The organism is Arthrobacter sp. 49Tsu3.1M3 (assembly GCF_900168135.1).
Taxonomy (GTDB): domain Bacteria; phylum Actinomycetota; class Actinomycetes; order Actinomycetales; family Micrococcaceae; genus Arthrobacter.
In genome coordinates, this window is record NZ_FUZD01000001.1 from 24,966 (window position 1) to 46,989 (window position 22,024).

Consider the following 22,024-nt stretch of genomic DNA (forward strand, 5'->3'; position numbering starts at 1 on the left):
GGGCCATACTGGCCCAAAGGGAGGGGACTGGATTGCGGATCCTGATGGTGGAGGATGAGCACGCCCTGGCGGAAACAGTCCGTCGCGGGCTGAAGAACGAGGGGTTCGTCGTCGACGTCGCCCACGACGGCGTGCGGGGACTCTCGGCGGCGTTGGAGAACGCGTACGATGCCATCCTGCTGGACCTCATGCTGCCGCGGATGAACGGCTACGACGTCTTGAAGGAATTGCGGCAACGCAAGGTGTGGACTCCGGTGCTGATGCTCACGGCGAAGGACGGCGAATACGACCAGACCGATGCCTTCGACCTGGGCGCTGATGACTACCTCACCAAGCCGTTCAGCTTCCTGGTGCTGGTGGCCCGGATCAGGGCGTTGATCCGGCGCGGGGCGCCCGCCAGGCCTGTCGTCATGACGCTTGGCACGCTGTCCCTGGACCCCGTCAGCCACAGCGTGCGCCGCGGCGACACCCTCATCAGCCTCACGGCCAGGGAGTACGGGCTCCTGCATTACCTGATGCGCCGGCATGACCAAATCGTCTCAAAGGCGGAAATCCTGCAAAACGTCTGGGATCCGGCTTTCGAGGGCGCGCACAATGTGGTGGAGGTGTACATCGGCTACCTTCGGCGCAAGATTGATGTCCCGTTCGGGATCCACAGCCTGACCACGGTGCGCGGCATGGGCTATCTGCTCAGCGCCGACCCGACCCCTGAACCCCCTGCCGCCGGGAGTCTCGAGGAGTGACATCGGCCGGCTCCACAGGCTCCGGAAGGGGAAAAGTGATCTCAAAGCGGCAGTAACCCGCTGGTCCGTCCGTCGGACGGATGCTCCCATGATGGGCAGCCACAATTCCCGCCGCGATGGCCAGGCCCAGTCCGCTGCCGCCGCCCTCCCGGGAACGGCTGCCATCGAGCCGGACAAACCGTTCGAAGATCCGTTCACGGTCCGCCTCCGGGATGGGGTCGCCGTCGTTGTCGACAGTGAGAATGACCCGGTCCCCGGCGGTGTGCAGGTCCACGGCGATCCGGGACAGGGCGTGGCGGTCGGCGTTGTCCAGAACGTTCCGCAGGACCTGCGCCAGCCGCCTGGCGTCGCCGCGGATCCGGGTCGGAACGAGCTCCACCGAGACCTGGTGCCGGCTGGTGGACCGCAGCCGGCGGATCTCCTGTTCCACCACGTCGTCGAGATCGACGTCCTTCTGCTCCACGCGCAGGCCGCCGTCATTGGCTTTGGCCAGTGTCAGCAGGTCCTCCACGAGGAAGCTCATGCGGGCCGTCTCCTCGGAGAGGACATCCTTCATCTGAAGCCACATCGCCCCGGTCGGGTCCGCCGCCGCGATTTCGATTCCGGCCCTCAGCGTGGCCAGCGGGCTGCGCAACTCGTGGCTGGCGTCCGAGACGAATCTGCGCTGTTCGGTGTCCGAGGCCTGCAGCCGGTCCAGCATGGTGTTCATGGTCAGCGCCAGGGCGTGGATTTCGTCGTTGGTCGGCGGGACGTCGACGCGCCCGTCCAGCCGCTCGGCGTTGATCCGGGCCACCTGGCCACGGATCCGCTCAACCTGGCGGAGGGAACGCCCCACCAGGAGCCATACGGACACGGCCACAGTCCCCAGCAGCAGCGGCGTGGCACCCAGCATGAACCAGGCGACGGTGGAAATGGTATCCGCCTGTATCTGTGATGCCTGGGCCACCACCACGGTATAGCTCAACGTGCCGGTCCGTGCTCCCACGGTGACGATGTGGTAATCGTCGGTGTCCCCGATGCTCGGAAGGCTCGAGACGTCCTGGGTCATGGTCTGGCCCGGGCTGGGCCGCTGGGCTGACAGAGGGGCGTTGGCGACCTCGGGGTCCGAGCTGGCCAGGACGTATCCTTCGGCATCCAGCACTTGGACGAACTGGCCCGCATGCGCGGTGTCAATGATGTAGGCGCGGGCATCCTCGATGTCCATGTCCTCCATCTCGGCGATCACGTCCAGGGCCTTCTGCTGGGCCGCGGCGTCGCTCGACCGCGCCAGGGAGGCCTGCAGCAGGACCAGGAGGATGACGCCGCCGAGCAGCAGCGCCACGGCTACGACGCCGACGGCGACCGCCGTCGAGCGCTTCCGCACGCCCCATCGAACCTCGCCCGTGCCGGGGCCGGAGGGGCCCCGTTTGCCCAGTGCCATGCTCCAAGAATGCGTCAATGCGCGGTTCGGGACAACCACCGCGGCCGCATTGCCGACGCCGCCCGCCCGGCCGACACCCCGGCGGTGGCCGGAGCGATCCCGCCTGCGCGCACGGCCCCACGGAGAGAGGCTGCTCTCAGTCTCTTCTCAGCGGGATGGGGGAGAGTGGAAACAGGCCGCAGAAGACCGGCCGCCGGCCACCACGGGGCCGTTCGTCCACAGATTCCGGCCGCACGCTCTCCTCAACCAGTGTGCGGCCGGACACGGCACCCGGGCGACGCGGCGCAGCGGGCAACAGCTACTACTCCATCTCGCTGAGCCGCGGGTCAGGGCCTCATGGGCGGGGCGTCACCCGGAGCCAGAGGAACTGCCGGGCCTCCAGGACCAGTCCCGCATCGAGGCGCACGTGGGCGCCGGTCTGGACGTCGACGGCGTCGGCCGCGAAGCCGGAGAGCGTCACCGCCGTCACCTCCTGGGGTCCGTCGCTGAAGTTGGCCAGGGCGAGGACCACCGTTCCATTTCCCGGACGCTGGTACCCCAGGACTCCCGGGTTGTTCGTGACGAACCCGACCAGCCGGGTCCCGGCCAGTTCCGGCGTCGCGGACCGTACGGACACCATCCGGCGCAGCCCGGCAAAGACCGCCCCGGCGGTGGTTTCCGGCTCCGCGCGCCGCGCGTACCCTGCGGCCGGGTAGTGCGGCCGGTGCACCCAGCGGCTGTCCGTGCCGTGGCCTTCCTCGGCGGCGTACTCGTAGTCGTTGAACTGGCCGACCTCGTCACCGAGATACAGCAGCGGGATGCCCCCGGTGCTGAAGGCCACCGAGTGGGCCAGCAGGATCCGCTCCACTGCCGCAGCTGTTCCGCCCTCCAGACCGCAGAGCGACGCCGTTGTGCCGGAAATCCGGCAGTCGCCGGTGCGGGGGTTGTCCTGAAATGGCACGCCGCGGGCGAAGCTGCCAGGGAAACGGTTGACATAGAAGGAATTGAGGAACCGCCGGTGCTCGAAGGCATTGATGCCAAGCTCGGCAGCGTCCTCATCCGCAAACGTCCAGCCGATGTCATCATGGCTGCGGACATAGTTCACCCACGCCGTGCCGTCCGGAATATTGTGGCGCCGCTCCAGGGCCTGGGTGAGCAGCGACACGTCGCGGGTGGCCAGGGCTTCCCAGATCAGCGCCATCTGCAGGGGGTTGTAGGAGAGCTGGCACTCGGCGGGGTCAATGTAGCGGGCCACCTCGTCGGGGTGCACGATCGCCTCGGACTTGAACAGCAGCGACGGCGCCGCCAGCCGGCATACGGCATTGAACGCCTGGAGGAGCGTGTGGGCTTCGGGAAGGTTCTCACAGGGCGTGCCGAGCTGCTTCCAAATGAAGGCGACGGCGTCCATCCGGAGAATGTCCACGCCCTGGTTGGCCAGGAACAGCATCTCGCCCGCCATGGCCCGGAAGACGTCCGGGTTCGAGTAGTTCAGGTCCCACTGGAAGGTGTGGAACGTGGTCCAGACCCACCGCCCGTCCGGCAAATCGACAAATGAGCCGGGGTGGTCGTCCGGGAAGATTTCGCGCACGGTTTGTTCGAACGCGTCGGGCATGGACCGGTCCGGGAAGATCCAGTAGTAGTCGCTGTAGGCCGGCTCGCCCGCGGCCGCCTTCCGGGCCCATTCGTGCTCGTCGGAGGTGTGGTTGAAGATGAAGTCGACCACGAGGCTGATGCCGTTCGCCCGCAGCTCGGCGGCGAGGTCACGCAGCTGCTGCATGGTGCCCAGCCTGGGGTTGACGTCGCGGTAACTGGAGACGGCGTAGCCGCCGTCGGAGTGCGGTTCGGGGGCCAGGAACAGCGGCATCAGGTGCAGATAGGTCAGGCCCAGTTCCTTGAAATAGGGGATCCGGGCGCGGATGCCTTCGAGGTCCGTGGCGTATCTGTCGACGTAGCAAACGCCGCCGAGCATGGTGTTGGACTGGAACCAGCCGCTGTTGTGTTCCCGTTCGGCGTCGAGGCCCTTGAGCGCCGCAGGCCGCTCGGCCCACGACCGGGCAGACTGCAGCACAAGGTCCGTGAGCTGATCCAGCCAATCCTGCCGTACACCGTAGAGCTCGTGGAACAGCCGGAACAAGGCCGGGAAATGACGGTCGAAGCGCTCTTCGAAGACGGCCCGGTCCGCGCCGTCCCACCCGATGCCCGTGCCCGCAGCCAAGGCCCGGAGCACATGCCGGCGGGCCTCGCTGTCGACGCCGTCAGCGACAAGGGCGGGTTCAATCATGGAGCGTCTCCTTTGACCAGTTTCAGTCCCCGACGGCGCGACGACAGTTCACATCCTTGCAGACGGGCGCGCGGGTGCCCAGCACGGCAGCCGTGCCCGGTGGGGAGGGCAGCCGACAGCCGATGCCGCCGATGGTGCTGTCGGAAGGTCTATAGGCTGGCGTGATGACCGCACTGACTGATCTCCTGCCCACGCTGCTGGGCGTCGGGCTCCTGATGCTGGTCACTGTCGGATTGCTTGCGGTTTTCCGGATCCCGCACCGGAGCGCGCCGGCGCTGGCCATCCTGCGCGGGGCCGCGCAGCTGGCTGTCATCAGCCTCATACTGGGCACTGTCATCACCAGTCCGGTATGGGTCGGCGCCGCACTTCTCGTGATGTTTTCGGTGGCCGCAGTGACGGCCGCGCGACGCCTGGGCTGGAGTTGGGGCCGCCTGGCGGTGGTGGGCGGCTCGATGGCGGCCGGGATCCTGGTGACCCTGGCGATCGTTTTCGGCACGGGCGCGATTGCCCTTACGCCCCGCTACGCGCTGGCAATCGGAGGGATCGTGATCGGCAATGCGATGACCATCGCCACCCTTGCCGGCCGGCACTTTGCCGAATCGGTGAATGAACGTTGGGATGAGGTTGAAGCGTGGCTTGCTTTGGGGGCGACGCGGCGTCAGTCGACGTTGGAGCTGGCCCGGCGCGCCGTCTATTCAGCCCTCATTCCTTCGACCGACCAGACCAAGACGACGGGACTTGTCACCCTGCCAGGGGCGTTTGTGGGGGCGATCTTCGGCGGCCTTTCACCCTTGGAAGCGGGCCGCTTCCAGATCGTCGTGCTCGCCTCGATCATGGCGGCAGGTTCAATGACCGCCGTGGCCCTGATCTGGGTCATCGCGCCGGTCAGGGTGCGTCCGGCCCGTCCACGCTAGCGTCCGCACTGTGGACCGTCGTGTCTACGCCGGCACCCGGATGACGAGGGGGTCCATCGCCTGGCCGTCGGCGTACTGGCCGTCGAACAGTTCCGAACCGGCCTGGGAGACGGCGACTTCGACGCGCTCCCAGACGAGAAACCCTTCCATGTTGCGGGGCGCGGCAGTGCGCAGGGTGCCGACATCCGAGCGGTCCGTCCCGCCGCCGTCGCCCGTGCTGATGGACAGGACCCCGTGCCCGGCCGCGAATTCGACCCAGGGATCCAGCAGCCGGACGAACATCATTCCGTGGTGACCGGCGACGCGGACGTCGCCGCGGAACCGCAGCACCCCGGTGCCACTGGCGGGATCGTACTCGGAGCCGGCGGGAGCGAAACAGAACTCTCCGGACGCCGTGACCGTGGCGCCGTCGGCCGCGGAAACAGCACCGTCAGGGAGTCCCGAAATGTAGTCCATAAAGCTGCGTTTGATGCCCCAGGTCAGACCCGGCAGGGGCGGCGGGGCGGGGGAGGCGGACGTTGGTGTCACGTAGGTTCTCCTGGGCTGTCGGGCGGATCTATGTCCGAGCCTAGCCGCGGATCCGTGCCGGGCTGAACTGTTGCACCGCCGGCGCTTCATCCTGCGTATTTCTCTGACGGCGTAGGCCCGCCAGGACTACTCCCGGGACGGCGGTGGTTGACTTGGATGAGTACCGTTTAGCAGGAGGTGCACAGTGGCCGCGTCCATCAGCAGGGTATCCGGATCCGATGTGTTCGAAGACCCGCTGGATTCCTATTCCGCAACGGTCATCCGCGTGGCCGAGGCTGTCACCCAGCACGTCGCGGCGCTCGAGATGACCGGCAACGGGCGCAACGGCAGGGTCAGGGTCGGTGCGGGGTCGGCCGTGCTGTTCACCACGGACGGATACCTGCTGACGAACGCCCACGTGGTGGGCGGCGCCCCGTCCGGCCACGCAGTCTTCGCCGACGGCACCACCACGGCTGTTGCCGTGGTGGGCGCCGACCCGCTCTCCGATCTTGCCGTGGTCCACGGCAGGGCACCCACCGCGGCACCGGCTGAACTCGGCGATGCCGAATCCCTCCGGGTCGGCCAGCTGGTCATCGCCGTGGGCAATCCGCTCGGGCTCGCCGGCTCGGTCACCGCCGGGGTGGTCAGCGGGCTGGGCCGTTCAATCCCGGTCTGGTCCGGACGGAGCCGCCGCGTGATCGAAGACGTCATCCAGACCGACGCGGCCCTCAACCCCGGCAGCTCCGGCGGGGCGCTGGCAGACGCCCGCGGGCGGATCGTCGGCATCAATACGGCCGTGGCCGGTGTTGGGCTCGGCCTGGCCGTTCCCATCAACGCGACATCCCGGCGGATCATCGCTTCGCTGCTCAAGGACGGCCGCGTCCGCCGGGCCTACCTGGGCCTGGTCAACACACCGATCCAGTTGCAGCCAAGCGCCGTCGTCCGGACGGGCCGCAGGGAGGGCCTGCTCGTGGTCGAAGTCCTCCCGGATTCCCCCGCCGAGCGGGCCGGGCTACGGGCCGGCGACATCCTCCTGAAGGTCGGAGAGATGTATGTGTCCAACGCGGAGAGCCTGCAGAAACTGCTGTTCGCCGAAGCGATCGGGGAGCCACTGGACCTTGCCGTGCTCCGGGACGGCATGGACCTGCGACTGGTGGCTGTGCCCGCCGAGATGACCGATAACCAGTAGGGAAACCCGGCCCGGACCGGCGGTTTTAGCCGCAGGAATTTGGCCGCCGGGGGCCAAATGCTTGCCCGGCAAAACTACTTGGGTCCGCATGGCGGCGGCCCGCGGAATTACTTGGTTGGCGCCGCAATCACCTGCCCTCCGCTCCGCGCGCTTACTCAGCGGTACTGACCCCTGTACGTGTCTTTCTTTGGGCGAAAGATCGGGTAGCGGCATGCCTTGTTGCGCCCCGCCGGGCGTGTCACGGTGTCATTGGAAAGCCGGAGGGAACAGAGTCTCAGTACGGCCTGGCTCCGATGTTGATCCGGCTCTCCATAGACGATTGAGTTCGTTTTACCTGGGGAAATCGGAGAACATCGTGGATAGCCCAAAGGAAACAGCACCCTCCATTTCGGTCCGCCTCTTCGGATCATTCGAAGTGCGCCGGGACGGCGTGGCGCTCACCGCCTCCGACATGGGCGGATGCAAGCCCCGGCACATACTGGAAATCCTTCTCCTGAACCTTGGCACGCCCGTGTCCAAGACCCGCCTGATCGATCTTCTCTGGGGCGCCGGAGCCAGTGACGGCTCCGTAGCGACCCTCGAGAGCTATATCAGCGGTATCCGCCGTGCCATTCAGCCGGGGCAGACCAAGACGGGCCCGCTCCGCACGGCCAACAGCGGCTACGTCCTGGACCCTACGCTTGTGGACCTCGATCTGTTCCGGTTCCGTGCCCTGGTCCGCGACGCGGGTGAGCTGCCTCCGGAGGAGGCCTACCCCCTCATGCTCGAGGCCCTGGAGATTTCCGCCGAGCCGCTGCTCGGGTTCGAACTTGCCTCCGACTGGGCCGAAGAGGCGCGAGCACGCCATGCAGCGGAGAAGGTGGCGCTGCAGATCCTCGCGGCAGAAACGGCGGCTCTGCTGGACAATCCAGACGATGCCGTCAACCTGGTTCAGGCTGCCATTCGCGCGGAGCCCCTGAACGAGCGGGCCTGGACCGTGCTGGTGACGGCCTATGAACAGGCGGGCCTGCCGGCGGAGGGCCTCGCGGCGTATGACCGCTGCCGGCGGCTCTTCGACCGCGACCTTGGCTGCAGCCCCGGTCCGGCCCTGCAGGAAGCTCATCTGCGGCTCCTGCGGCAGCGTGCGGAAAGCAACTCCGAACTCTCCGAGGTACTGGCGGCACTGCTCTATCTGGGCGAGAGGTTGAACGGGCCCAAGAGCCGGCAGCTGCCGGCGGCGGAGTCCCGGCGCATGCATGAGAACGCCGGGCGGGTGCTTGATTCCTTCCTCCAGCGCGTCCGGGCCGCGGTCTGACCCCCGGGGGTCGCCACCGGCGGACCGGCGGCGCCCAATTGACGACCAGCAAGGGCCGCCATCGGGACGCGGACGTTAGCTTCGTCACGTGCCCCGGATTCTCGGGGAAATCCGCCGCGCCGGGCCCCATACTGGGAATACCCCCGGCGGGCAGTCCCACCGCCAGGTGTGAGGAGGGCCCATGGAAACCTTGAAAAAAGTCGTCACGAACGAGTACTTCCCCGCAGCCGCTGTGCTGTCCGGGGTCATCCTGTTCTGGGTCCTGGGACTCTTCGGCGGACTGTCCCTCCTGAGCACCCGCCAAAGCCCGGTGACCACCCTGACGTGGATGATGTTCGTCTACGCCGCAGCGGTGCTCTCGCCCCTGGCCGGGCTTGTCGCCGCCATCGACCTCGTGCGCCGGTGGCTGCGGAACCGGCAGGCGGCCCCGGCGGAATCCGCCTAGTCCGCCCCACTGGACCGCCCGGCGCCGGCCAGCCGGCCGCGCTGCGTTGGCGGCGTCGTCTGTAAACGAAGCGTGACTGTTACTCGAAGCGCGACGGATCACCCATGCCGCGCCGGACGATTTCCGCGACGCCGCTGGAGTAGTCGATCACCGTGGTTGGCTCGGCACCACAGTCGCCGGAATCGATCACGGCGTCCACCACGTGGTCCAGGCGTTCCTTGATCTCCCACCCCTGAGTGAGTGGCTCTTCCTCATCCGGAAGCAGCAACGTGCTCGACAGAAGGGGCTCGCCAAGCTCAGCGAGCAGCGCCTGCACCACGTGGTTGTCCGGGATGCGCACGCCAACGGTCTTTTTCTTCGGGTGCAGCAGCCGTTTGGGGACCTCCCTGGTCGCGGGCAGGATGAAGGTATAGCTGCCGGGCGTGACGGCCTTGATGCTGCGGAACACATCGTTGTCAATCTGCACGAACTGGCCCAACTGGGCGAAGTCCTTGCAGACGAGGGTGAAATGATGTTTGCCGTCCAACTGCCGGATCGTCCGGATCCGGTCCAGGGCCTCCCGGTTACCCAGCTGAGCGCCCAGCGCGTAGCAGGAATCTGTCGGGTAAGCGATCAGGCCGCCTGAACGCACGATGTCCACCGCCTGGAGGATCGAACGGTGCTGGGGGTTCTCGGGGTGCACATCGAAGTATCTCGCCATGCCACGAGCATACGCCCGGCAGCCGCCCGGACAGCCACCGCGGAGCCGTCAGCCCCCACATGTCCCGCAACGGAGCAGGGCCGGCCGCTCCTTGTGCACAGACAGTTCTGTCTGATACTTTCAATCCCGGTGTAGACAAACCTGTCTACACCCTACTCATGCAGCTTTGCGGCCAACGAACACCGAGAGCGAGAACCGAATGCTGTCAATGGCAGGAAAGACAGTTCTGATCACCGGAGGCACCGGCGGGATCGGCAAGGCCACGGCTCTGGGTCTGGCCGCCCTGGGTGCGCGGGTTGCCATTACTGGCCGCAATGCTGACAGGGCATCGCGCGCAGCTGAGGAGATCCGCGCTGTGGCCTCGGCCCCCGTCGAGGTGTTCATCGCCGATCTCTCCTCCCAGCGGGAAGTCCGCAGGCTGGCCGGCGAGGTGCTGAATACCTTGGACCGCCTCGATGTGCTGGTCAACAACGTGGGCGGATTCTGGAACACCCGCCGCCTCACCGTGGATGGACTTGAGTACACCTTCGCCCTCAACCACCTTGCTCCCTTCCTGCTCACCAACCTGCTCCTTGAACGGTTGAAGAAGAGCGGACCGGCGCGGATTGTAACGGTCTCGTCCGGCGCCCAGGCCATGGCCCGGATGGACTTCGCGGACCTGCTGGCCGAACGTTCCTACTCGGGCCAACGGGCGTACAACCAATCGAAATTGGCCAACGTCTTGTTCACTTACGGACTCGCCGCACGTCTCTCCGGCACCCACGTCACCGCAAATGCGCTCCACCCCGGAGTCGTGGCGACGGCGTTCGGAGCCGAAGATCCGGGCCGGCTGCAAGAGTTCCTGACACCGCTGGTTCAGCGGTGGATGAAGACCCCGGAGCAGGGCGCCCGGACCTCCATCCACCTTGCCTCGGCGCCGGAGCTCGACAACGTCACCGGCCAGTACTTTGCCAACAGCACTCCTAAGAAATCATCAAAACGCAGCTACAGCCAGTCCGATATTGACCGCCTCTGGCAGGCCAGCTCGGCTCTGGTCGGCCTCTAATCCGACTCTGAAAGAAGCACGAACCTTCCATGACCCCACAGCGCACGCTCGTCCTTGTTGCCCACCCCGACCTGGAAAGCTCGCGGATCACCGCGCACCTCACCTCAGCCATCATGGACTTGGAGCACGTGACGGTGCATGAGCTCTCCGCCGCCCACCCGGACCGGCGGTTCGACACCGCCCGGGAACAGGAGTTGCTGCGCGGGCACGACACCATCGTCTGGCAGTTCCCGTGGCACTGGTACTCCGTCCCGGGGGTCCTAAAGGAGTGGATGGACCAGGTGCTCACCTATGGCTTCGCGTACGGCGCAGGCGGCGGCGCCCTCCACGGAAAGCGGCTCCAGCTGGTGCTGTCGACCGGAGGCCCTGAATCGTCCTACGCGCCGGCAGGACACAACCGCTTCACGATGGAGGAACTCCTGCGCCCCCTCGACGCTACCGCGCACTTGTGCGGCCTGGAGATGGCCGAGCCACTCATCCTGCATTCGGCACCCCGGGTGGACGCCGACGAACTCGGCCGGCACGCCGCCCGGTACCGTGAACTGCTGGCTCCCGCTTCCGTCGCCGCGCGGTAGCCGGAATCCGGTGCGTCGGATCCGACGCACCGGGGGCAGAGGCGGTCAGGCGGCCTGGGCGGCGAACAGGAGGAGCTGCGGCAGGACCGGCCACTGGCCGCCCGGCACCAGCATGGAGGCTATGGCCGCCGTCACGACCGCATGCAGCGCGGAGCCGACCCGACCCGGCCCGGCTCCGCGCAGCCTTGTCCGGCCGAGTAGCCCGTTGCCGCCGGCAGCAGCACCGCCAGCGTCCAGCGCAGGGCCTCGACTGCCGTCATGGCCACACAATCACAACTGCTCGTCGTGGTGGATCCGTTCGCCGAGCTGCCGCAACGGCTCACCGCTGCCGCTCCACTGCTGGGCGATGAACTCTGCCGCGATGGACACCGCCGTTTCTTCCGGGGTGCGGGCGCCCAGGTCCAGGCCGACAGGACTGTGGAGCCGGGACAACTCGGCCTCAGTCAGTCCCGTCTGCCGAAGCCGTGCCATCCTGTCCTCGTGCGTGCGCCGGGATCCCATGGCGCCGATAAAGGCCACGGGGCTGCCGCGCAGGGCCACCTCAAGGACGGGGATGTCGAACTTCGGGTCGTGGGTCAGGACGCAGAGCACTGCCCTGGAATCCAGCAGCCCTTGGGCGAACTGCTCGCCCAGGTACCGGTGTGGCCACGCGTTGACCACCTCGGCGGCGTCGGGGAATCGCGCCGGCGTCGCGAATACGGACCGCGCATCACAGACGGTCACCCGGTAACCCAGGAACGCCCCCATCCGCGCCAGCGCCGCCGCGAAGTCAATGGCGCCGAAGACGAGCATGCGGGGCGGCGGTGCATAGCTGGCAAAGAAGACGCGCATGCCGGTGTCCAGCCGCTCGCCGTCCACGCCGTAGTTCAGGATGCCCGTCCGGCCGGCGGCGAGGAGACCCTGGGTGTCGTCGCCAACGGCACGGTTGGTCCGGTCCGAGCCCAGGTCACCCTCGCAACCGTCCGGCCTGACAACCAGGTGCCGTCCCACGCGGCCGGCATCCGGGTGTTCGATGATCGTGGCGACGCCCACGCGGCGTCCGGCGGTGATGTCCTGCGCGACGGCGTCGAGTTCGGCAAAGCGGCGCCGGGAAACGGGTTCGACGAAGATATCGATGATTCCACCGCAGGTCAGGCCCACGGCAAAGGCATCGTCATCGCTGATCCCGTAGCGCACCAGGGCCGGCTCGCCGTCGTCCTTGACTTGGGTGGCGAGCTCATACACGGCCCCCTCGACGCAGCCCCCGGAGACGGAGCCCACGACCTCGCCGCCGGCCGTCACCAGCATCGCCGCCCCCGGGAGCCGGGGCGCAGATTTGAAAGTGCTCACGACGGTGGCCAGGCCTGCCGTGGCACCGCTTCGCCAGTCAGGCAACATGGCCGCCAGGACATCACGCATCGGCGCTCCTCAGAGCCTGCCGCACAGCCGGAGCAGCCGGAACGCCGAGCGCCGGCCGGCCCAGTACGCGATGCACGCCACGACGGCGATAACGCCGAGGACCTTCACCGGGCTGGCTAATTGCTCCGCCGCGATTCCCTTGGCGAGGCTCAGCGCGTCCAGGCTGCCGTCCGGTGCAGCCGCCTCCACCGGTCCCGGCGCGGCCGCCGCCGAGACCGGCACGGGGATCGGTTCCGCCGCCGACGCCGGGACCGGAGCCGGGGTGGGTTCGGGGACCGCCGCAGGGGTTGGTCCCGCAGGGGCCTCCTGTGCAGGGGGTGCTGCCTCCGTGAGCATGGTCTGCAGATTTTTCGCGAATAGCGACATCATCTGCTCCGTGACGCTGCCGATCACGCCCTTGCCCATGGCCGCGGCCTTGCCGGACAGCGCGAGGTCTGCGCTGACGGAACCCCGGGTGGCCGCTCCGTCTTCGGCCAGCACCAGGGTGACGGTGGCCTCCGCTGTGCCTTGTCCACGCGTCTCCTGGGCCTTGCCGCCAAGGACCGCACGATGTTCCGGGGCGTTGCGTTCAATGACGTTCAGCAGGCCCTTGTATTGCATCGTGACCGGGCCGAGCTTTACCGTCATGCCCACTTGGTAGGCGTCGTCCGAGAGCTTGTTCAGGATCCTGGCCCCCGGAAGGCAACCCGCCACCCTCTCAAAGTCCATCAGCGTGTCCCACACCTGGCTTATTGGTGCGACCACCGAGAATGTGCTGTCAATGTGCATGGGCTGGTTCCTTACCTCTCGCTCGCTCGTGCGTGTCCTGTGAAAGCGGCCTCTCGCCGCGAATGGCGGCCGCCACCTGCGCCAGGGCCCGGTAGCTGTGGCCGCTGACGAAGGCGTCGCAGTAGGGCAGGGCCGCCGCCATGCCGCCCACGAGGGGCCGGTACTGCGGGGCTGCCTTGCGCGGATTCACCCAGATGATCCGGTGGGCGAGCCGGCGCAGGCGGGCCATCTGCGCCGCGACCTGTTCCGGATCCTCGTAGGCCCAGCCGTCCGAAAACACCACCACCACAGCGCCCCGCGCCAGGCCGCGGCGGCCGTGCTCGTCGACGAAGCGCCGGAGGCATTCGGCGATCCGGGTTCCGCCGGCCCAGTCCGGCGCGGAGACGGCGGCGCTGGCCAGGGCCTGGTCCGGATCACGAAGGGCCAGTTGCCGTGTCAGCCTGGTCAGCCTGGTGGAGAAGACAAAGGCTTCCGCCCCGGCCCGGGTCACGGCGCCCTGCAGGAAGGATACGAAGACTTGGGAGTAGGGTTCCATCGATCCCGAAACATCGCAGAGCAACACCAGTTTGCGGCGCTGCTCGCGCCGGCGGGCATACAGCAGCAACGGGGCGTCGGTCCCGGACCGCCGGGCAGCGCGCACTGTAGCCCGGACGTCCAGGCTCGCCGTGCTGTGGGCCGACGTGCGCGTGCGTCGGCTCAGGCGCAACGGCGTCGCCAGCTGCAGCGCCGCCGCCAGCCGCCGTACCTCCGCTACTTCATCGGCGGAAAGCTCGGCGAAGGATGTCCCCTGCAGATGTTCGTCCGCGGAAACCATGGCAAGGACGGCCTCCCGGTCAGTGCGGCCGTCCTCCGCGGAGCCGTCCCGGCCGGGGAAGGCCAGGCGCGGCCGCTGCGGCGTGCCGGGGGCCGGGCCCGGCGTCTGGCTCCCTGGCGCTGAGGGGCTGGTCGGGAGGGCCGGTGCGGGCGGCGCCGCTGCCGCGCCGGGCACGCTGCCCGGCTGGGCGGGGGCGGCGTTCCCGCGGAACACGGCCGCGAAGACGGCATCGAACACGGGCACCTCTTCGCGGGCGGACACGAGCACCACGCGGCAGGTCCAGTACAGCTGCTCAACCCGGGCCGGGGGGATCAGGTGGAGCGCCTCGGCCAGACGCGCCGCCCGGTCCGGCGAGGTTGCCAGGCCGGCCCTCCGGATTGCCGTGACGAACGCGGCGGACAAGGCGGCCGCCTCGACCCGTGGCGGCTGTGCGGGCGCGGCGCTGTTGTCCTCAGTCATCGGTGCCGTCCACGAGCCAGGCCGCACCGCGGGAGCCGACGAGTTCGAGGTCATCGCGGTTCTTGACGATGGAGCCCCACGTCTGCTCCGTGGTGCCGGGGTCGATCCGCTCCACCCCCAGCACGGCCAGGGCCGAGACCCAGTCGATTGCCTCGGAGATCCCGGGCGGCTTGGCCAGGTCCAGGGTGCGCAGCCGGGTGATGACGGCCGCGGCCTGGAGGGCCAGCGGGCCGCTGCTGGCAGGAACCCGACGCCGCACGATCTCGGCGATCCGGGCGGGTCCCGGGTAGTCGATCCAGTGGTACAGGCAGCGGCGGGTCAGGGCGTCGTGAAGGTCCCGGGTCCGGTTGGAGGACAGGATCACGATGGGGGGATGGGTGGCGCGGATTGTGCCCAGCTCCGGGATGGTGACGGCGGATTCGGCCAGCAGTTCAAAGGTGAAGGCCTCGAATTCGGCGTCGGCGCGGTCGATCTCGTCCAGGAGCAGCACGGCAGGCCGCGGACCGGGATGTTCCAGCGCCTGCAGGAGCGGGCGCCGCAAAAGGTACTGGGAGGCAAACAGGTCGGTTTCCGTGACCTCGGTGTCGCGGACTTCGGCCAGCCGGATGCCGAGCAGCTGGCGCTGGTGGTTCCACTCGTAGAGGGCCTCACCGGCGTCGATTCCCTCGTAGCACTGCAGCCGGTACAGCGGGGTCTCGAGGAGCTCGGCCAGCGCCTTCGCGGCCTCCGTCTTCCCGACCCCCGCCTCGCCCTCAAGCAGGATGGGCTGTGGCAGGCGGACAGCCAGGAACAGGGCCGTCGCCAGTCCGACATCGGCCAGGTAGTTGGTCCGGTCCAGCGCGGCCATCAGCGATCCGACATCCGGGACCCGGCGCCGCACGTCCTCCTCCGCGCCGGCCCGCGCCGCCGCCGTCATAGGGCCCCCTGCAGCCGGGCAAGGACGCGCCGGTAGTCGTCTTCGGTGTCGACGTCCGGGGGGACGGGCCCGGGTATACGGACCTCGACGACGTCGTCCGCCCGCTGCGCCAGGAGCTTCCAGACGGCTTTGTCCCCGTGCAGGGCGGCCAGGTCCGGCAGCAGGCGCCGGGCAAACGCCATCGGGTGGCCCACACCGTCGTCGTAGCGGCACACCGCGATGCCGGCGGCGCCCGCAGGAGTGGGCAGCAGGGCGCCAAGCACTGCCCGGACACTCGCGGCCCGGACGCCGGGCTGATCGCCGAGCAACAGGACGACGGCGCTGGTCTCCGGATGGAGGGCGGCGAGCGCCGTGGCGATCGAGGACGCGCAGCCTTCGCCGAAGTCCGGGTTGAGCACCACATCGCAGCCGCTGGTGTCCACGGTGCGCTCCACCTCGGCCGCTGCGCCGCCCAGGGCCAGCACCGTCTGGCCGAAGGCGCAGCCCCGGGCAGTCGCCAGGACGGCATCGAGCAGCACTCCCGCGCCGTAGGGCAGCAGCTGCTTCGGCCGTCCCAGGCGCCGCGAACCGCCCGCGGCCAGGATGATGCCGGCGGTCCGGGGTCCGGGGCTTCGGGCCGCCCGCAACGGGTCAGGTCGCAACGGCATAGCGTTCCGGATCTTTGCGGAAGGCGGCCCGGCAGCCCGGCGAGCAGAAGTAGACGGCGACCCCTTCGTGAACCAGGTGCAGGGACGACTCGAGGGCCGGGACGGACATGCCGCACACCGGGTCGACCGCGTTCGCCGGCCCCGGTTCCGGTGGTGCCACCATGCCTGTGGGCGTCCCCGCAGGGGACGCCGCAAGTGGCGGGGCGACGCGCCGCGCCCTGGACCGTTCACCGACCAGCTGGGCGAGGATGGACAGGGCGATCTCCCCGGGGGTCCGGGCGCCGAGCTGCAGCCCGGCTGGTGTGAAGACCCGACGCCGCAGGGCGTCCTCGACGTCGAGGGATTCCAGGACGGCGGCGCCGCGCGTTCTACTGGCCACGAGGGCAACGTAGGGGACACCGGCCCGCAGGGCCGCTTCCAGGGCACGCTCTTCCGCTTTCCCGTGCGAGGCGACAATCAATGCCGCGTCATCCCCGCGGGGATCGGCGGATTCGCCGTCCGTGAGTTCGACTTCGAGGCCGACGCCGGAGCCGAGCGTTTCCAGGGCCTGCGCCACCGGGGTCGTGCCCACCACCACGACCCGGGGCGCCGGAATCCGCGGCTGGAGGAAGATCTCGATCGCCCCGCCGCTCAGGCACGGGTTGGTGACCTCGACGGCGCCTTCCTCCGCGGTGCGGGACGGCTCCCCGGGCAGCACCCGCAGCAGGAGGGGTTCCTGGCTGGCCAGGACCTGCCGGGAGTACTCGCGCACCGATTCCTCCACACAGTTCCCGCCCACAAAGCCGAGGATCTCCCCGCCGGGCAGCACCAGGGCGGTGTCCCCGGCGTGGGCGCTCGTCGGATGCTGGGCGCGGACCACCGTGGCATGGACGAACGGCCCGCGCCGGCTGGCGAGTTCTTCAGCCCTGGCGGCCAGGGTCTCTGCGGCGGTGGGCATCAGATCGGCGGCCTCGCCCGGCCCTGCATGGCAGCCCAGACACGGGCCGGGGTGCAGGGCATGTCCATGTGCGTGACGCCGAACGGCGCCAGGGCGTCCACGACGGCGTTCACGATCGCCGGCGGTGAGCCGACAGTGGCGGACTCGCCGATGCCCTTCGCCCCGATCGGGTGGTGCGGGGAGGGCGTGACAGTGAATCCGGTTTCCCAGTCCGGCACCTCCATGGCCGTGGGGATCAGGTAGTCCATGAAGGACCCGGCGAGGCAGTTGCCGTCCTCGTCGAACTCGATGATCTCCATCAGGGCCATGCCCACACCGTCCGTCAGCCCGCCATGCACCTGGCCTTCGATGATCATCGGGTTGATCCTGGTGCCGCAGTCATCCACCGCGATGAAGCGCCGCACTTTGACCTGCCCGGTGCCGGGATCGATGTCGACGACGCAGATGTAGGCGCCGAACGGGAAGGTCAGGTTCGGCGGGTCGTAGGTGACCTCGGCGTCGAGGTTGCCGTCCACGCCCTCGGGCAAGGCCACGGTGCCGTGGGCGCCCATGGCGATCTCGGCCATGGTCTTGCCGACGCTCGGATCGCCTTTGACGAACCAGCGGCCCTTTTCCCATTCGAGGTCCTCGGGGCGGGTCTCCAGCATCGCGCCGGCGATCAGTTTCGCTTTCTCGCGCACCTTCCGGGCCACAAGGGCCACGGCGCCGCCGCTGACTGGCGTCGAACGGCTGCCGTACGTGCCCAATCCGAACGGGGTCTGGTCGGTGTCCCCGTGCACCACCTCGATGTCCTCCGGGGGGATGCCGAGTTCCTCCGCCACGATCTGGGCGAAAGTGGTCTCGTGGCCCTGGCCCTGGCTCTGCACTGAGATGCGCACTACGGCCTTGCCCGTGGGGTGCACGCGCAGCTCGGCGCCGTCGGCCATGCCGAGGCCCACAATGTCGAAGTGCTTCCTCGGCCCGGCTCCGACGACTTCCGTGAAGAAGGAAACCCCGATGCCCATGAGTTCCCCGCGTTCGCGCTTTTCGGCCTGCTCGCGGCGGAGGTCCTCGTACCCGGCGAGCTGCATCGAGAGGCGCATGGCGGCCTCGTAGTTGCCCGAGTCGTAGACCCAGCCGGTCTTGTTGGCATAGGGGAACTGTTCCGGCTTGATGAAGTTCTTGAGCCGCAGCTCCGCCGGGTCCATGTCCAGCTTGCGGGCCAGGATGTCGACCATCCGCTCCACGAGATACACGGCCTCGGTGACCCGGAACGAGCACGCGTAGGCGACCCCGCCGGGTGCCTTGTTGGTATACACGCCGGTGACGGAGCAGTGGGCCGCCGCGAGGTCGTAGCTGCCGGTGAAGATGGAGAAGAATCCGGCCGGGTTCTTGGTGGGCTGGGCGGTGGCGTTGAACGCGCCGTGGTCGGCCAGCACGTGGGTGCGGAGGGCGAGGATCTTGCCGTCCCTGGTCGCAGCGATTTCGCCCTGCATGATGTAGTCCCGGGCGAACGAGGTCGACATCAGGTTTTCGGAGCGGTCCTCCACCCATTTGACCGGGCGGCCGGAGACGATCGAACCGACGACGGCGAGGATGTAGCCGGGATAGATCCCGACCTTGTTGCCGAAACCGCCGCCGATATCGGGGGAGACGATCCGGATCTTGTGCTCGGGGATGCCGGCGACGATCGCGAACAGGGTCCGGTGCGCGTGCGGTGCCTGGGTGGTCTCGTAGAGCGTCAGCTTGCCGTTGACGGCGTCGAAATCGGCGACGGCGCCACACGTCTCCATCGGCGCGGGATGGACCCGCGGATAGACGACCTCCTGGCTGACCACAACATCCGCGGAGGCGAACACCGCATCCGTTTCGGCCTTGTCGCCCATCTCCCAGTCGAAGATCCGGTTGTCCGTCCGGCCCTCGATCTCATCGCGGATCACCGGGGCGTCCGCGTCCAGCGCCTTGCGGGCGTCCACCAGCGGGGGAAGGACATCGTATTCGACGTCGATCAGCTCCAGGGCGTCCCGTGCGGCGTAACGGTCCTCGGCCACGACAAACGCGACCTCCTGCCCCTGGAACCGGACTTTGTCGGTCACCAGCACGGCCTGGACATCCGCCGACAGCGTCGGCGCCCACGCGAGCTTCAGGCCCAGCAGGTCCTTGCCGGTGATGACTGCGACCACTTTCGGATGCGCGAGGGCGTTAGTGGTGTCAATGGACACGAGCCGGGCGTGCGCCACCGGAGCCCGCAGGATGGCGCCGTGCAGCATCCCCGGCAACACGATGTCATCCAGGTAGTGGCCTTTGCCGCGCACGAAGCGCGGGTCTTCCTTGCGCTGGATGCGGCCATAGCCGATCGGGCGGTCCTCGTCGCCGGCGGCCGGGTTTGGCTGCCGGTCATGGATGACGGTCATGCCTTCACCTCTGTGTCTTCTGTCTCCGCCGTGGCATCCGGGACGGCGGTGTCCGCGTCGGCCACGCCGGGGCCGGCCGGATGGGCGGCGGCCCACTGCACCGAGCGGACAATCGTGGCGTAGCCCGTGCACCGGCAGATCTGCCCGGAAATGGCCTGCCGGATCTCGGCGTCGTCCGGGTGCGGATTCTTATCCAGCAGCGCGCGGGCCGTGAGCATCATCCCCGGGGTGCAGAAGCCACACTGCAGCCCGTGCTCTTCCATGAAGCCCTGCTGGACGGGGTCGAGGGTGCCTCCGCTGGCCAGCCCCTCGACGGTGCGGATGTCGTGCCCCGCGGCCATGGCGGCCAGGACGGTGCAGGACTTCACGGGCTGTCCGTCCATCAGGACCACGCACGTCCCGCAGTTGCTTGTGTCGCATCCCCAGTGCGTACCGGTGAGGCCCAGGACCTCGCGGATGTAGTGGACCAGGAGCACCCGGGGCTCAATCTCGCTCGTCACGTCGGTGCCGTTCACGGTCATGCTGATCTGCATCGGCTTCAGCCTTCCTGCATCTGGGCGGCACGGGCACAGGCCCGCCGCAGTACCCGTTGGGTGAGCTCATCGGCGAGATGCCGCTTGTAGTCGACAGGGCCGCGCTGGTCAGCCACCGGATCGCAGGCCTCCGCTGCCAGCCGGCCGGCCTCGGCGAACAGCTCCTCGTCCGGATGCCGGCCGCGGAGCACCACGGCGGCCCCGGCCAGGGGGTGGTCAAGGCCCAGGGCGGTGAGCCCGACGGCGGCGTCGTCGACAGTGCCGTCAGCGGCAAGGGCGACGGCGGCACCGGCGGCACCGACTGCCCAGTCTCCGACCCGGCGTTCGACCTTTTCATAGGCGCTGCCCGACCGGGGGCGGATGCCGAACCTGAGTTCGCAGAGCAGTTCATCCTGTCCGACCGCGGTTTCATAGGGTCCGCGGTGGAACTCGGACATGGACAGGATGCGCTCGCCGCCGGGTCCGCGGATCACCGCCTCGGCGCCCAGGACCCCGCAAACCGTGGAGAGGTCCTCGGCGGGGTCGGCCTGGCAGAGCGAGCCGCCAATGGTGCCGCGGTTGCGGACCACGGGGTCGGCGATCACCCGCTCGGCGTCCCGCACGATGGGGAACAGCCCGGCGACCTCGTCCGACTCCAGCAGGGTGGTATGGCGCGTAAGGGCGCCGACCCGTAGTTGGTTGCCGTCACGGAGGATGAAATCGAGCTCGTACAAGTCATTGATGTCGATCAGCCATTCGGGCCGGGACAGGCGGAGCTTCATCATCGGCAGGAGGCTATGGCCGCCGGCCACCACCCGCGATTCGGGTCCGTACCGGGCAAGGAGTTCCAGGGCGTTCTCCACCGTAGTGGCGCGCACGTAGTCAAATGGAGCCGGAATCTGCATAGTCCCTACCTCACTCCGAAGGGCCGGCGGCGTGGAGTAGCGGCTGCCTGGCGCCGGTTTGAGGTCAGTCTTGCCGCGGCCTGACTGGGCTGTCAATATCGTCATAAGCGAAAGGTTATGACGCCGTGGCGATGACATTAGGACAGTTGCGGACGTTCGCCCTGGTGGCCAAGCTGGGTTCCCTCCATGCGGCCGCCGTCCACCTCGGAGTCAGCGAACCGGCAGTATCGACGGCGCTCGCCGCACTCAGGCAGGATCTGGGCGACCCGCTCTTCGTGCGCGCCCATGGCGGGATTGCGCTGACCCCCGGCGGCCGGGCGCTCGCCGAGCATGCCCAGGACATCGTGGGCCTGGCGGACCGGGCCCGGTGGGAGGTGGCGCATGCCCAGACCGAGACCGGGCGGCTGAAAATCGTGGCGACGGCGCCGTTTGCCGAGCACGCGGCGGGGCGCCTGCTGGACCTTTTCACCCGCCGGGTTCCCGGGGCCTCCGTCGATGTGGTGGTGGAGGAGGCCGAGGACATCGCCTCGCTGATGCTGGAGCGCGTCTACGACATCGCTTTGGGGGCCAGACCCGCCGTCCGCAACGGCTCCCTGGCCACCGGGACTGGCGACGTCGGCATCGACTCCGTCCCGTTCCTGCGGTACCAGCGGATCGTCGTGGCGGCCGCCGGACATCCGATCGCTGCCCTCCACGGGCCGGTCGCGCCGGCCGAACTGGTGCGCAGACCCTGGTTTGCCGGGCCCGCCGGCATCCAGGCGGCCAGCGAGGAGGGCCGCTGGCTGGCCGCCCAGTCAGTGGCGCCGGAGATCGTCCGGTTGAGCAGCGAAACAGAGGCCCTGGCCGCCGTCAGGGCCGGCGAGGGAACCATGCTGGCGCTGGGGCATATTGTCCGGGCTGAAATCCGCAGCGGTTCCCTGGTCCGTGTGCCTGTGGCCGGAACGCCGATCTCCGGACTCTGGTGGGCCAGTACCCTGGACCGCGGCCGGGCCACCACCATGGCGCGGACCCTCCAGCGGTTTGCCGGCACCGCCGACGCCACCGCGGCCATGGTCGCCCCCGGCGGTTCGCGAGGGCTGGAACGGCGGGGGTCCAAGTTCCACGTGGCGCTCTGGAGCTGAGGGGCCCGCCGCCATACCGCCGTGCCGCCTTACCGCTGTGCCGCTGTGTCGCGTTGCGCAAC

General features: G+C 68.7%; 22 protein-coding genes. 8 read left to right on the plus strand and 14 right to left on the minus strand.

Annotated features, from left to right (window positions below; genetic code table 11):
- Window positions 1–32: 32 nt before the first annotated feature.
- On the plus strand, window positions 33–743 hold the full coding sequence (locus B5X90_RS00140; protein ID WP_079549516.1) for a response regulator transcription factor: 711 nt from the start codon (window positions 33–35) through the stop codon (window positions 741–743).
- Here B5X90_RS00140 and B5X90_RS00145 read toward each other — a convergent pair.
- Together B5X90_RS00145 and B5X90_RS00150 are read right to left on the minus strand one after the other, a co-directional pair.
- Window positions 691–2,163, minus strand: coding sequence for a sensor histidine kinase (locus tag B5X90_RS00145; protein WP_256859975.1), 1,473 nt, complete (start codon window positions 2,161–2,163; stop codon window positions 691–693). The two genes, B5X90_RS00140 and B5X90_RS00145, sit on opposite strands and share 53 nt — an antisense overlap.
- Window positions 2,164–2,497: 334 nt before the next feature.
- The gene (locus B5X90_RS00150) at window positions 2,498–4,423 is read right to left on the minus strand and encodes an alpha-amylase family protein (protein ID WP_079549517.1); all 1,926 of its coding nucleotides are present in this window, start codon (window positions 4,421–4,423) and stop codon (window positions 2,498–2,500) included.
- 164 nt (window positions 4,424–4,587) lie between these two features.
- Here B5X90_RS00150 and B5X90_RS00155 point away from each other — a divergent pair, with 164 nt between their 5' ends.
- The gene (locus B5X90_RS00155; protein WP_079549518.1) at window positions 4,588–5,337 is read left to right on the plus strand and encodes an ABC transporter permease; all 750 of its coding nucleotides are present in this window, start codon (window positions 4,588–4,590) and stop codon (window positions 5,335–5,337) included.
- A 24-nt stretch (window positions 5,338–5,361) separates the two neighbouring features.
- On the opposite strand, the gene B5X90_RS00160 is transcribed toward B5X90_RS00155, so the two are convergent.
- Window positions 5,362–5,865, minus strand: a complete 504-nt coding sequence (locus tag B5X90_RS00160) for an HtaA domain-containing protein (RefSeq protein ID WP_179128989.1) — start codon at window positions 5,863–5,865, stop codon at window positions 5,362–5,364.
- A 184-nt stretch (window positions 5,866–6,049) separates the two neighbouring features.
- On the opposite strand from B5X90_RS00160, the gene B5X90_RS00165 reads away from it, so the two are divergent.
- From B5X90_RS00165 to B5X90_RS00175, 3 genes are all read left to right on the plus strand, one after another.
- On the plus strand, window positions 6,050–7,033 hold the full coding sequence (locus B5X90_RS00165) for a S1C family serine protease (RefSeq protein WP_079549520.1): 984 nt from the start codon (window positions 6,050–6,052) through the stop codon (window positions 7,031–7,033).
- A gap of 355 nt (window positions 7,034–7,388) precedes the next feature.
- A complete protein-coding gene (locus B5X90_RS00170; RefSeq protein WP_256859976.1) occupies window positions 7,389–8,327 on the plus strand; it encodes an AfsR/SARP family transcriptional regulator in 939 nt (312 codons plus the stop codon).
- A 181-nt stretch (window positions 8,328–8,508) separates the two neighbouring features.
- On the plus strand, window positions 8,509–8,772 hold the full coding sequence (locus B5X90_RS00175) for a hypothetical protein (RefSeq protein ID WP_079549521.1): 264 nt from the start codon (window positions 8,509–8,511) through the stop codon (window positions 8,770–8,772).
- 79 nt (window positions 8,773–8,851) lie between these two features.
- Here the strand turns inward: B5X90_RS00175 and B5X90_RS00180 are convergent, their stop codons facing one another.
- On the minus strand, window positions 8,852–9,472 hold the full coding sequence (locus B5X90_RS00180) for an L-threonylcarbamoyladenylate synthase (protein WP_079549522.1): 621 nt from the start codon (window positions 9,470–9,472) through the stop codon (window positions 8,852–8,854).
- Window positions 9,473–9,680: 208 nt separating this feature from the next.
- Between B5X90_RS00180 and B5X90_RS00185 the strand changes: the two genes are divergently transcribed.
- Together B5X90_RS00185 and B5X90_RS00190 are read left to right on the plus strand one after the other, a co-directional pair.
- The gene (locus tag B5X90_RS00185) at window positions 9,681–10,517 is read left to right on the plus strand and encodes an SDR family NAD(P)-dependent oxidoreductase (RefSeq protein ID WP_256859977.1); all 837 of its coding nucleotides are present in this window, start codon (window positions 9,681–9,683) and stop codon (window positions 10,515–10,517) included.
- Between the two features lie 29 nt (window positions 10,518–10,546).
- Window positions 10,547–11,092 carry an NAD(P)H-dependent oxidoreductase gene (locus B5X90_RS00190; protein WP_079549524.1) on the plus strand — a complete coding sequence of 182 codons (546 nt, stop codon included), beginning with the start codon at window positions 10,547–10,549 and terminating at the stop codon, window positions 11,090–11,092.
- Window positions 11,093–11,223: 131 nt separating this feature from the next.
- On the opposite strand, the gene B5X90_RS21455 is transcribed toward B5X90_RS00190, so the two are convergent.
- Genes B5X90_RS21455 through B5X90_RS00235 form a run of 10 tightly spaced genes read right to left on the minus strand, consistent with a single transcriptional unit; the run spans window position 11,224 to window position 20,946 of the window.
- A complete protein-coding gene (locus B5X90_RS21455) occupies window positions 11,224–11,352 on the minus strand; it encodes a hypothetical protein (RefSeq protein ID WP_256859978.1) in 129 nt (42 codons plus the stop codon).
- A gap of 10 nt (window positions 11,353–11,362) precedes the next feature.
- Window positions 11,363–12,490, minus strand: a complete 1,128-nt coding sequence (locus tag B5X90_RS00195) for an XdhC family protein (protein WP_079549525.1) — start codon at window positions 12,488–12,490, stop codon at window positions 11,363–11,365.
- A gap of 9 nt (window positions 12,491–12,499) precedes the next feature.
- Window positions 12,500–13,258: an SRPBCC domain-containing protein gene (locus B5X90_RS00200; protein ID WP_079549526.1), complete on the minus strand. Its 759-nt coding sequence runs from the start codon at window positions 13,256–13,258 to the stop codon at window positions 12,500–12,502.
- Entirely contained in the window at window positions 13,248–14,531 is a 1,284-nt protein-coding gene (locus tag B5X90_RS00205) for a vWA domain-containing protein (RefSeq protein ID WP_079549527.1), read from the minus strand. Before B5X90_RS00205 ends, B5X90_RS00200 begins: the two co-directional genes overlap by 11 nt.
- On the minus strand, window positions 14,524–15,447 hold the full coding sequence (locus B5X90_RS00210) for an AAA family ATPase (protein ID WP_079549528.1): 924 nt from the start codon (window positions 15,445–15,447) through the stop codon (window positions 14,524–14,526). Before B5X90_RS00210 ends, B5X90_RS00205 begins: the two co-directional genes overlap by 8 nt.
- Window positions 15,444–16,094: a nucleotidyltransferase family protein gene (locus B5X90_RS00215; protein ID WP_079549529.1), complete on the minus strand. Its 651-nt coding sequence runs from the start codon at window positions 16,092–16,094 to the stop codon at window positions 15,444–15,446. The genes B5X90_RS00210 and B5X90_RS00215 overlap by 4 nt, the downstream gene beginning before the upstream one ends.
- Window positions 16,078–17,031 carry an XdhC family protein gene (locus B5X90_RS00220; RefSeq protein ID WP_079549530.1) on the minus strand — a complete coding sequence of 318 codons (954 nt, stop codon included), beginning with the start codon at window positions 17,029–17,031 and terminating at the stop codon, window positions 16,078–16,080. Before B5X90_RS00220 ends, B5X90_RS00215 begins: the two co-directional genes overlap by 17 nt.
- A complete protein-coding gene (locus B5X90_RS00225) occupies window positions 17,031–19,424 on the minus strand; it encodes an aerobic carbon-monoxide dehydrogenase large subunit (protein ID WP_079549531.1) in 2,394 nt (797 codons plus the stop codon). The genes B5X90_RS00220 and B5X90_RS00225 overlap by 1 nt, the downstream gene beginning before the upstream one ends.
- The gene (locus B5X90_RS00230) at window positions 19,421–19,957 is read right to left on the minus strand and encodes a (2Fe-2S)-binding protein (protein WP_079549532.1); all 537 of its coding nucleotides are present in this window, start codon (window positions 19,955–19,957) and stop codon (window positions 19,421–19,423) included. The genes B5X90_RS00225 and B5X90_RS00230 overlap by 4 nt, the downstream gene beginning before the upstream one ends.
- Window positions 19,958–19,962: 5 nt before the next feature.
- A complete protein-coding gene (locus B5X90_RS00235; RefSeq protein ID WP_256859979.1) occupies window positions 19,963–20,946 on the minus strand; it encodes an FAD binding domain-containing protein in 984 nt (327 codons plus the stop codon).
- 26 nt (window positions 20,947–20,972) lie between these two features.
- Between B5X90_RS00235 and B5X90_RS00240 the strand changes: the two genes are divergently transcribed.
- A complete protein-coding gene (locus B5X90_RS00240) occupies window positions 20,973–21,962 on the plus strand; it encodes a LysR family transcriptional regulator (RefSeq protein WP_079549534.1) in 990 nt (329 codons plus the stop codon).
- Window positions 21,963–22,024: the final 62 nt, after the last annotated feature.

What these genes read in the sequence shown, in the direction of transcription:
- B5X90_RS00145 (WP_256859975.1), bottom strand. Translation starts at nt 2,163, where the DNA reads ATGGCACTGGGCAAACGGGGCCCCTCCGGCCCCGGCACGGGCGAGGTT.
- B5X90_RS00150 (WP_079549517.1), bottom strand. Translation starts at nt 4,423, where the DNA reads ATGATTGAACCCGCCCTTGTCGCTGACGGCGTCGACAGCGAGGCCCGC.
- B5X90_RS00155 (WP_079549518.1), top strand. Translation starts at nt 4,588, where the DNA reads ATGACCGCACTGACTGATCTCCTGCCCACGCTGCTGGGCGTCGGGCTC.
- B5X90_RS00175 (WP_079549521.1), top strand. Translation starts at nt 8,509, where the DNA reads ATGGAAACCTTGAAAAAAGTCGTCACGAACGAGTACTTCCCCGCAGCC.
- B5X90_RS00180 (WP_079549522.1), bottom strand. Translation starts at nt 9,472, where the DNA reads ATGGCGAGATACTTCGATGTGCACCCCGAGAACCCCCAGCACCGTTCG.
- B5X90_RS00185 (WP_256859977.1), top strand. Translation starts at nt 9,681, where the DNA reads ATGGCAGGAAAGACAGTTCTGATCACCGGAGGCACCGGCGGGATCGGC.
- B5X90_RS00190 (WP_079549524.1), top strand. Translation starts at nt 10,547, where the DNA reads ATGACCCCACAGCGCACGCTCGTCCTTGTTGCCCACCCCGACCTGGAA.
- B5X90_RS21455 (WP_256859978.1), bottom strand. Translation starts at nt 11,352, where the DNA reads ATGACGGCAGTCGAGGCCCTGCGCTGGACGCTGGCGGTGCTGCTGCCG.
- B5X90_RS00195 (WP_079549525.1), bottom strand. Translation starts at nt 12,490, where the DNA reads ATGCGTGATGTCCTGGCGGCCATGTTGCCTGACTGGCGAAGCGGTGCC.
- B5X90_RS00200 (WP_079549526.1), bottom strand. Translation starts at nt 13,258, where the DNA reads ATGCACATTGACAGCACATTCTCGGTGGTCGCACCAATAAGCCAGGTG.
- B5X90_RS00205 (WP_079549527.1), bottom strand. Translation starts at nt 14,531, where the DNA reads ATGACTGAGGACAACAGCGCCGCGCCCGCACAGCCGCCACGGGTCGAG.
- B5X90_RS00210 (WP_079549528.1), bottom strand. Translation starts at nt 15,447, where the DNA reads ATGACGGCGGCGGCGCGGGCCGGCGCGGAGGAGGACGTGCGGCGCCGG.
- B5X90_RS00215 (WP_079549529.1), bottom strand. Translation starts at nt 16,094, where the DNA reads ATGCCGTTGCGACCTGACCCGTTGCGGGCGGCCCGAAGCCCCGGACCC.
- B5X90_RS00220 (WP_079549530.1), bottom strand. Translation starts at nt 17,031, where the DNA reads ATGCCCACCGCCGCAGAGACCCTGGCCGCCAGGGCTGAAGAACTCGCC.
- B5X90_RS00225 (WP_079549531.1), bottom strand. Translation starts at nt 19,424, where the DNA reads ATGACCGTCATCCATGACCGGCAGCCAAACCCGGCCGCCGGCGACGAG.
- B5X90_RS00230 (WP_079549532.1), bottom strand. Translation starts at nt 19,957, where the DNA reads ATGCAGATCAGCATGACCGTGAACGGCACCGACGTGACGAGCGAGATT.
- B5X90_RS00235 (WP_256859979.1), bottom strand. Translation starts at nt 20,946, where the DNA reads ATGACGATATTGACAGCCCAGTCAGGCCGCGGCAAGACTGACCTCAAA.
- B5X90_RS00240 (WP_079549534.1), top strand. Translation starts at nt 20,973, where the DNA reads ATGACATTAGGACAGTTGCGGACGTTCGCCCTGGTGGCCAAGCTGGGT.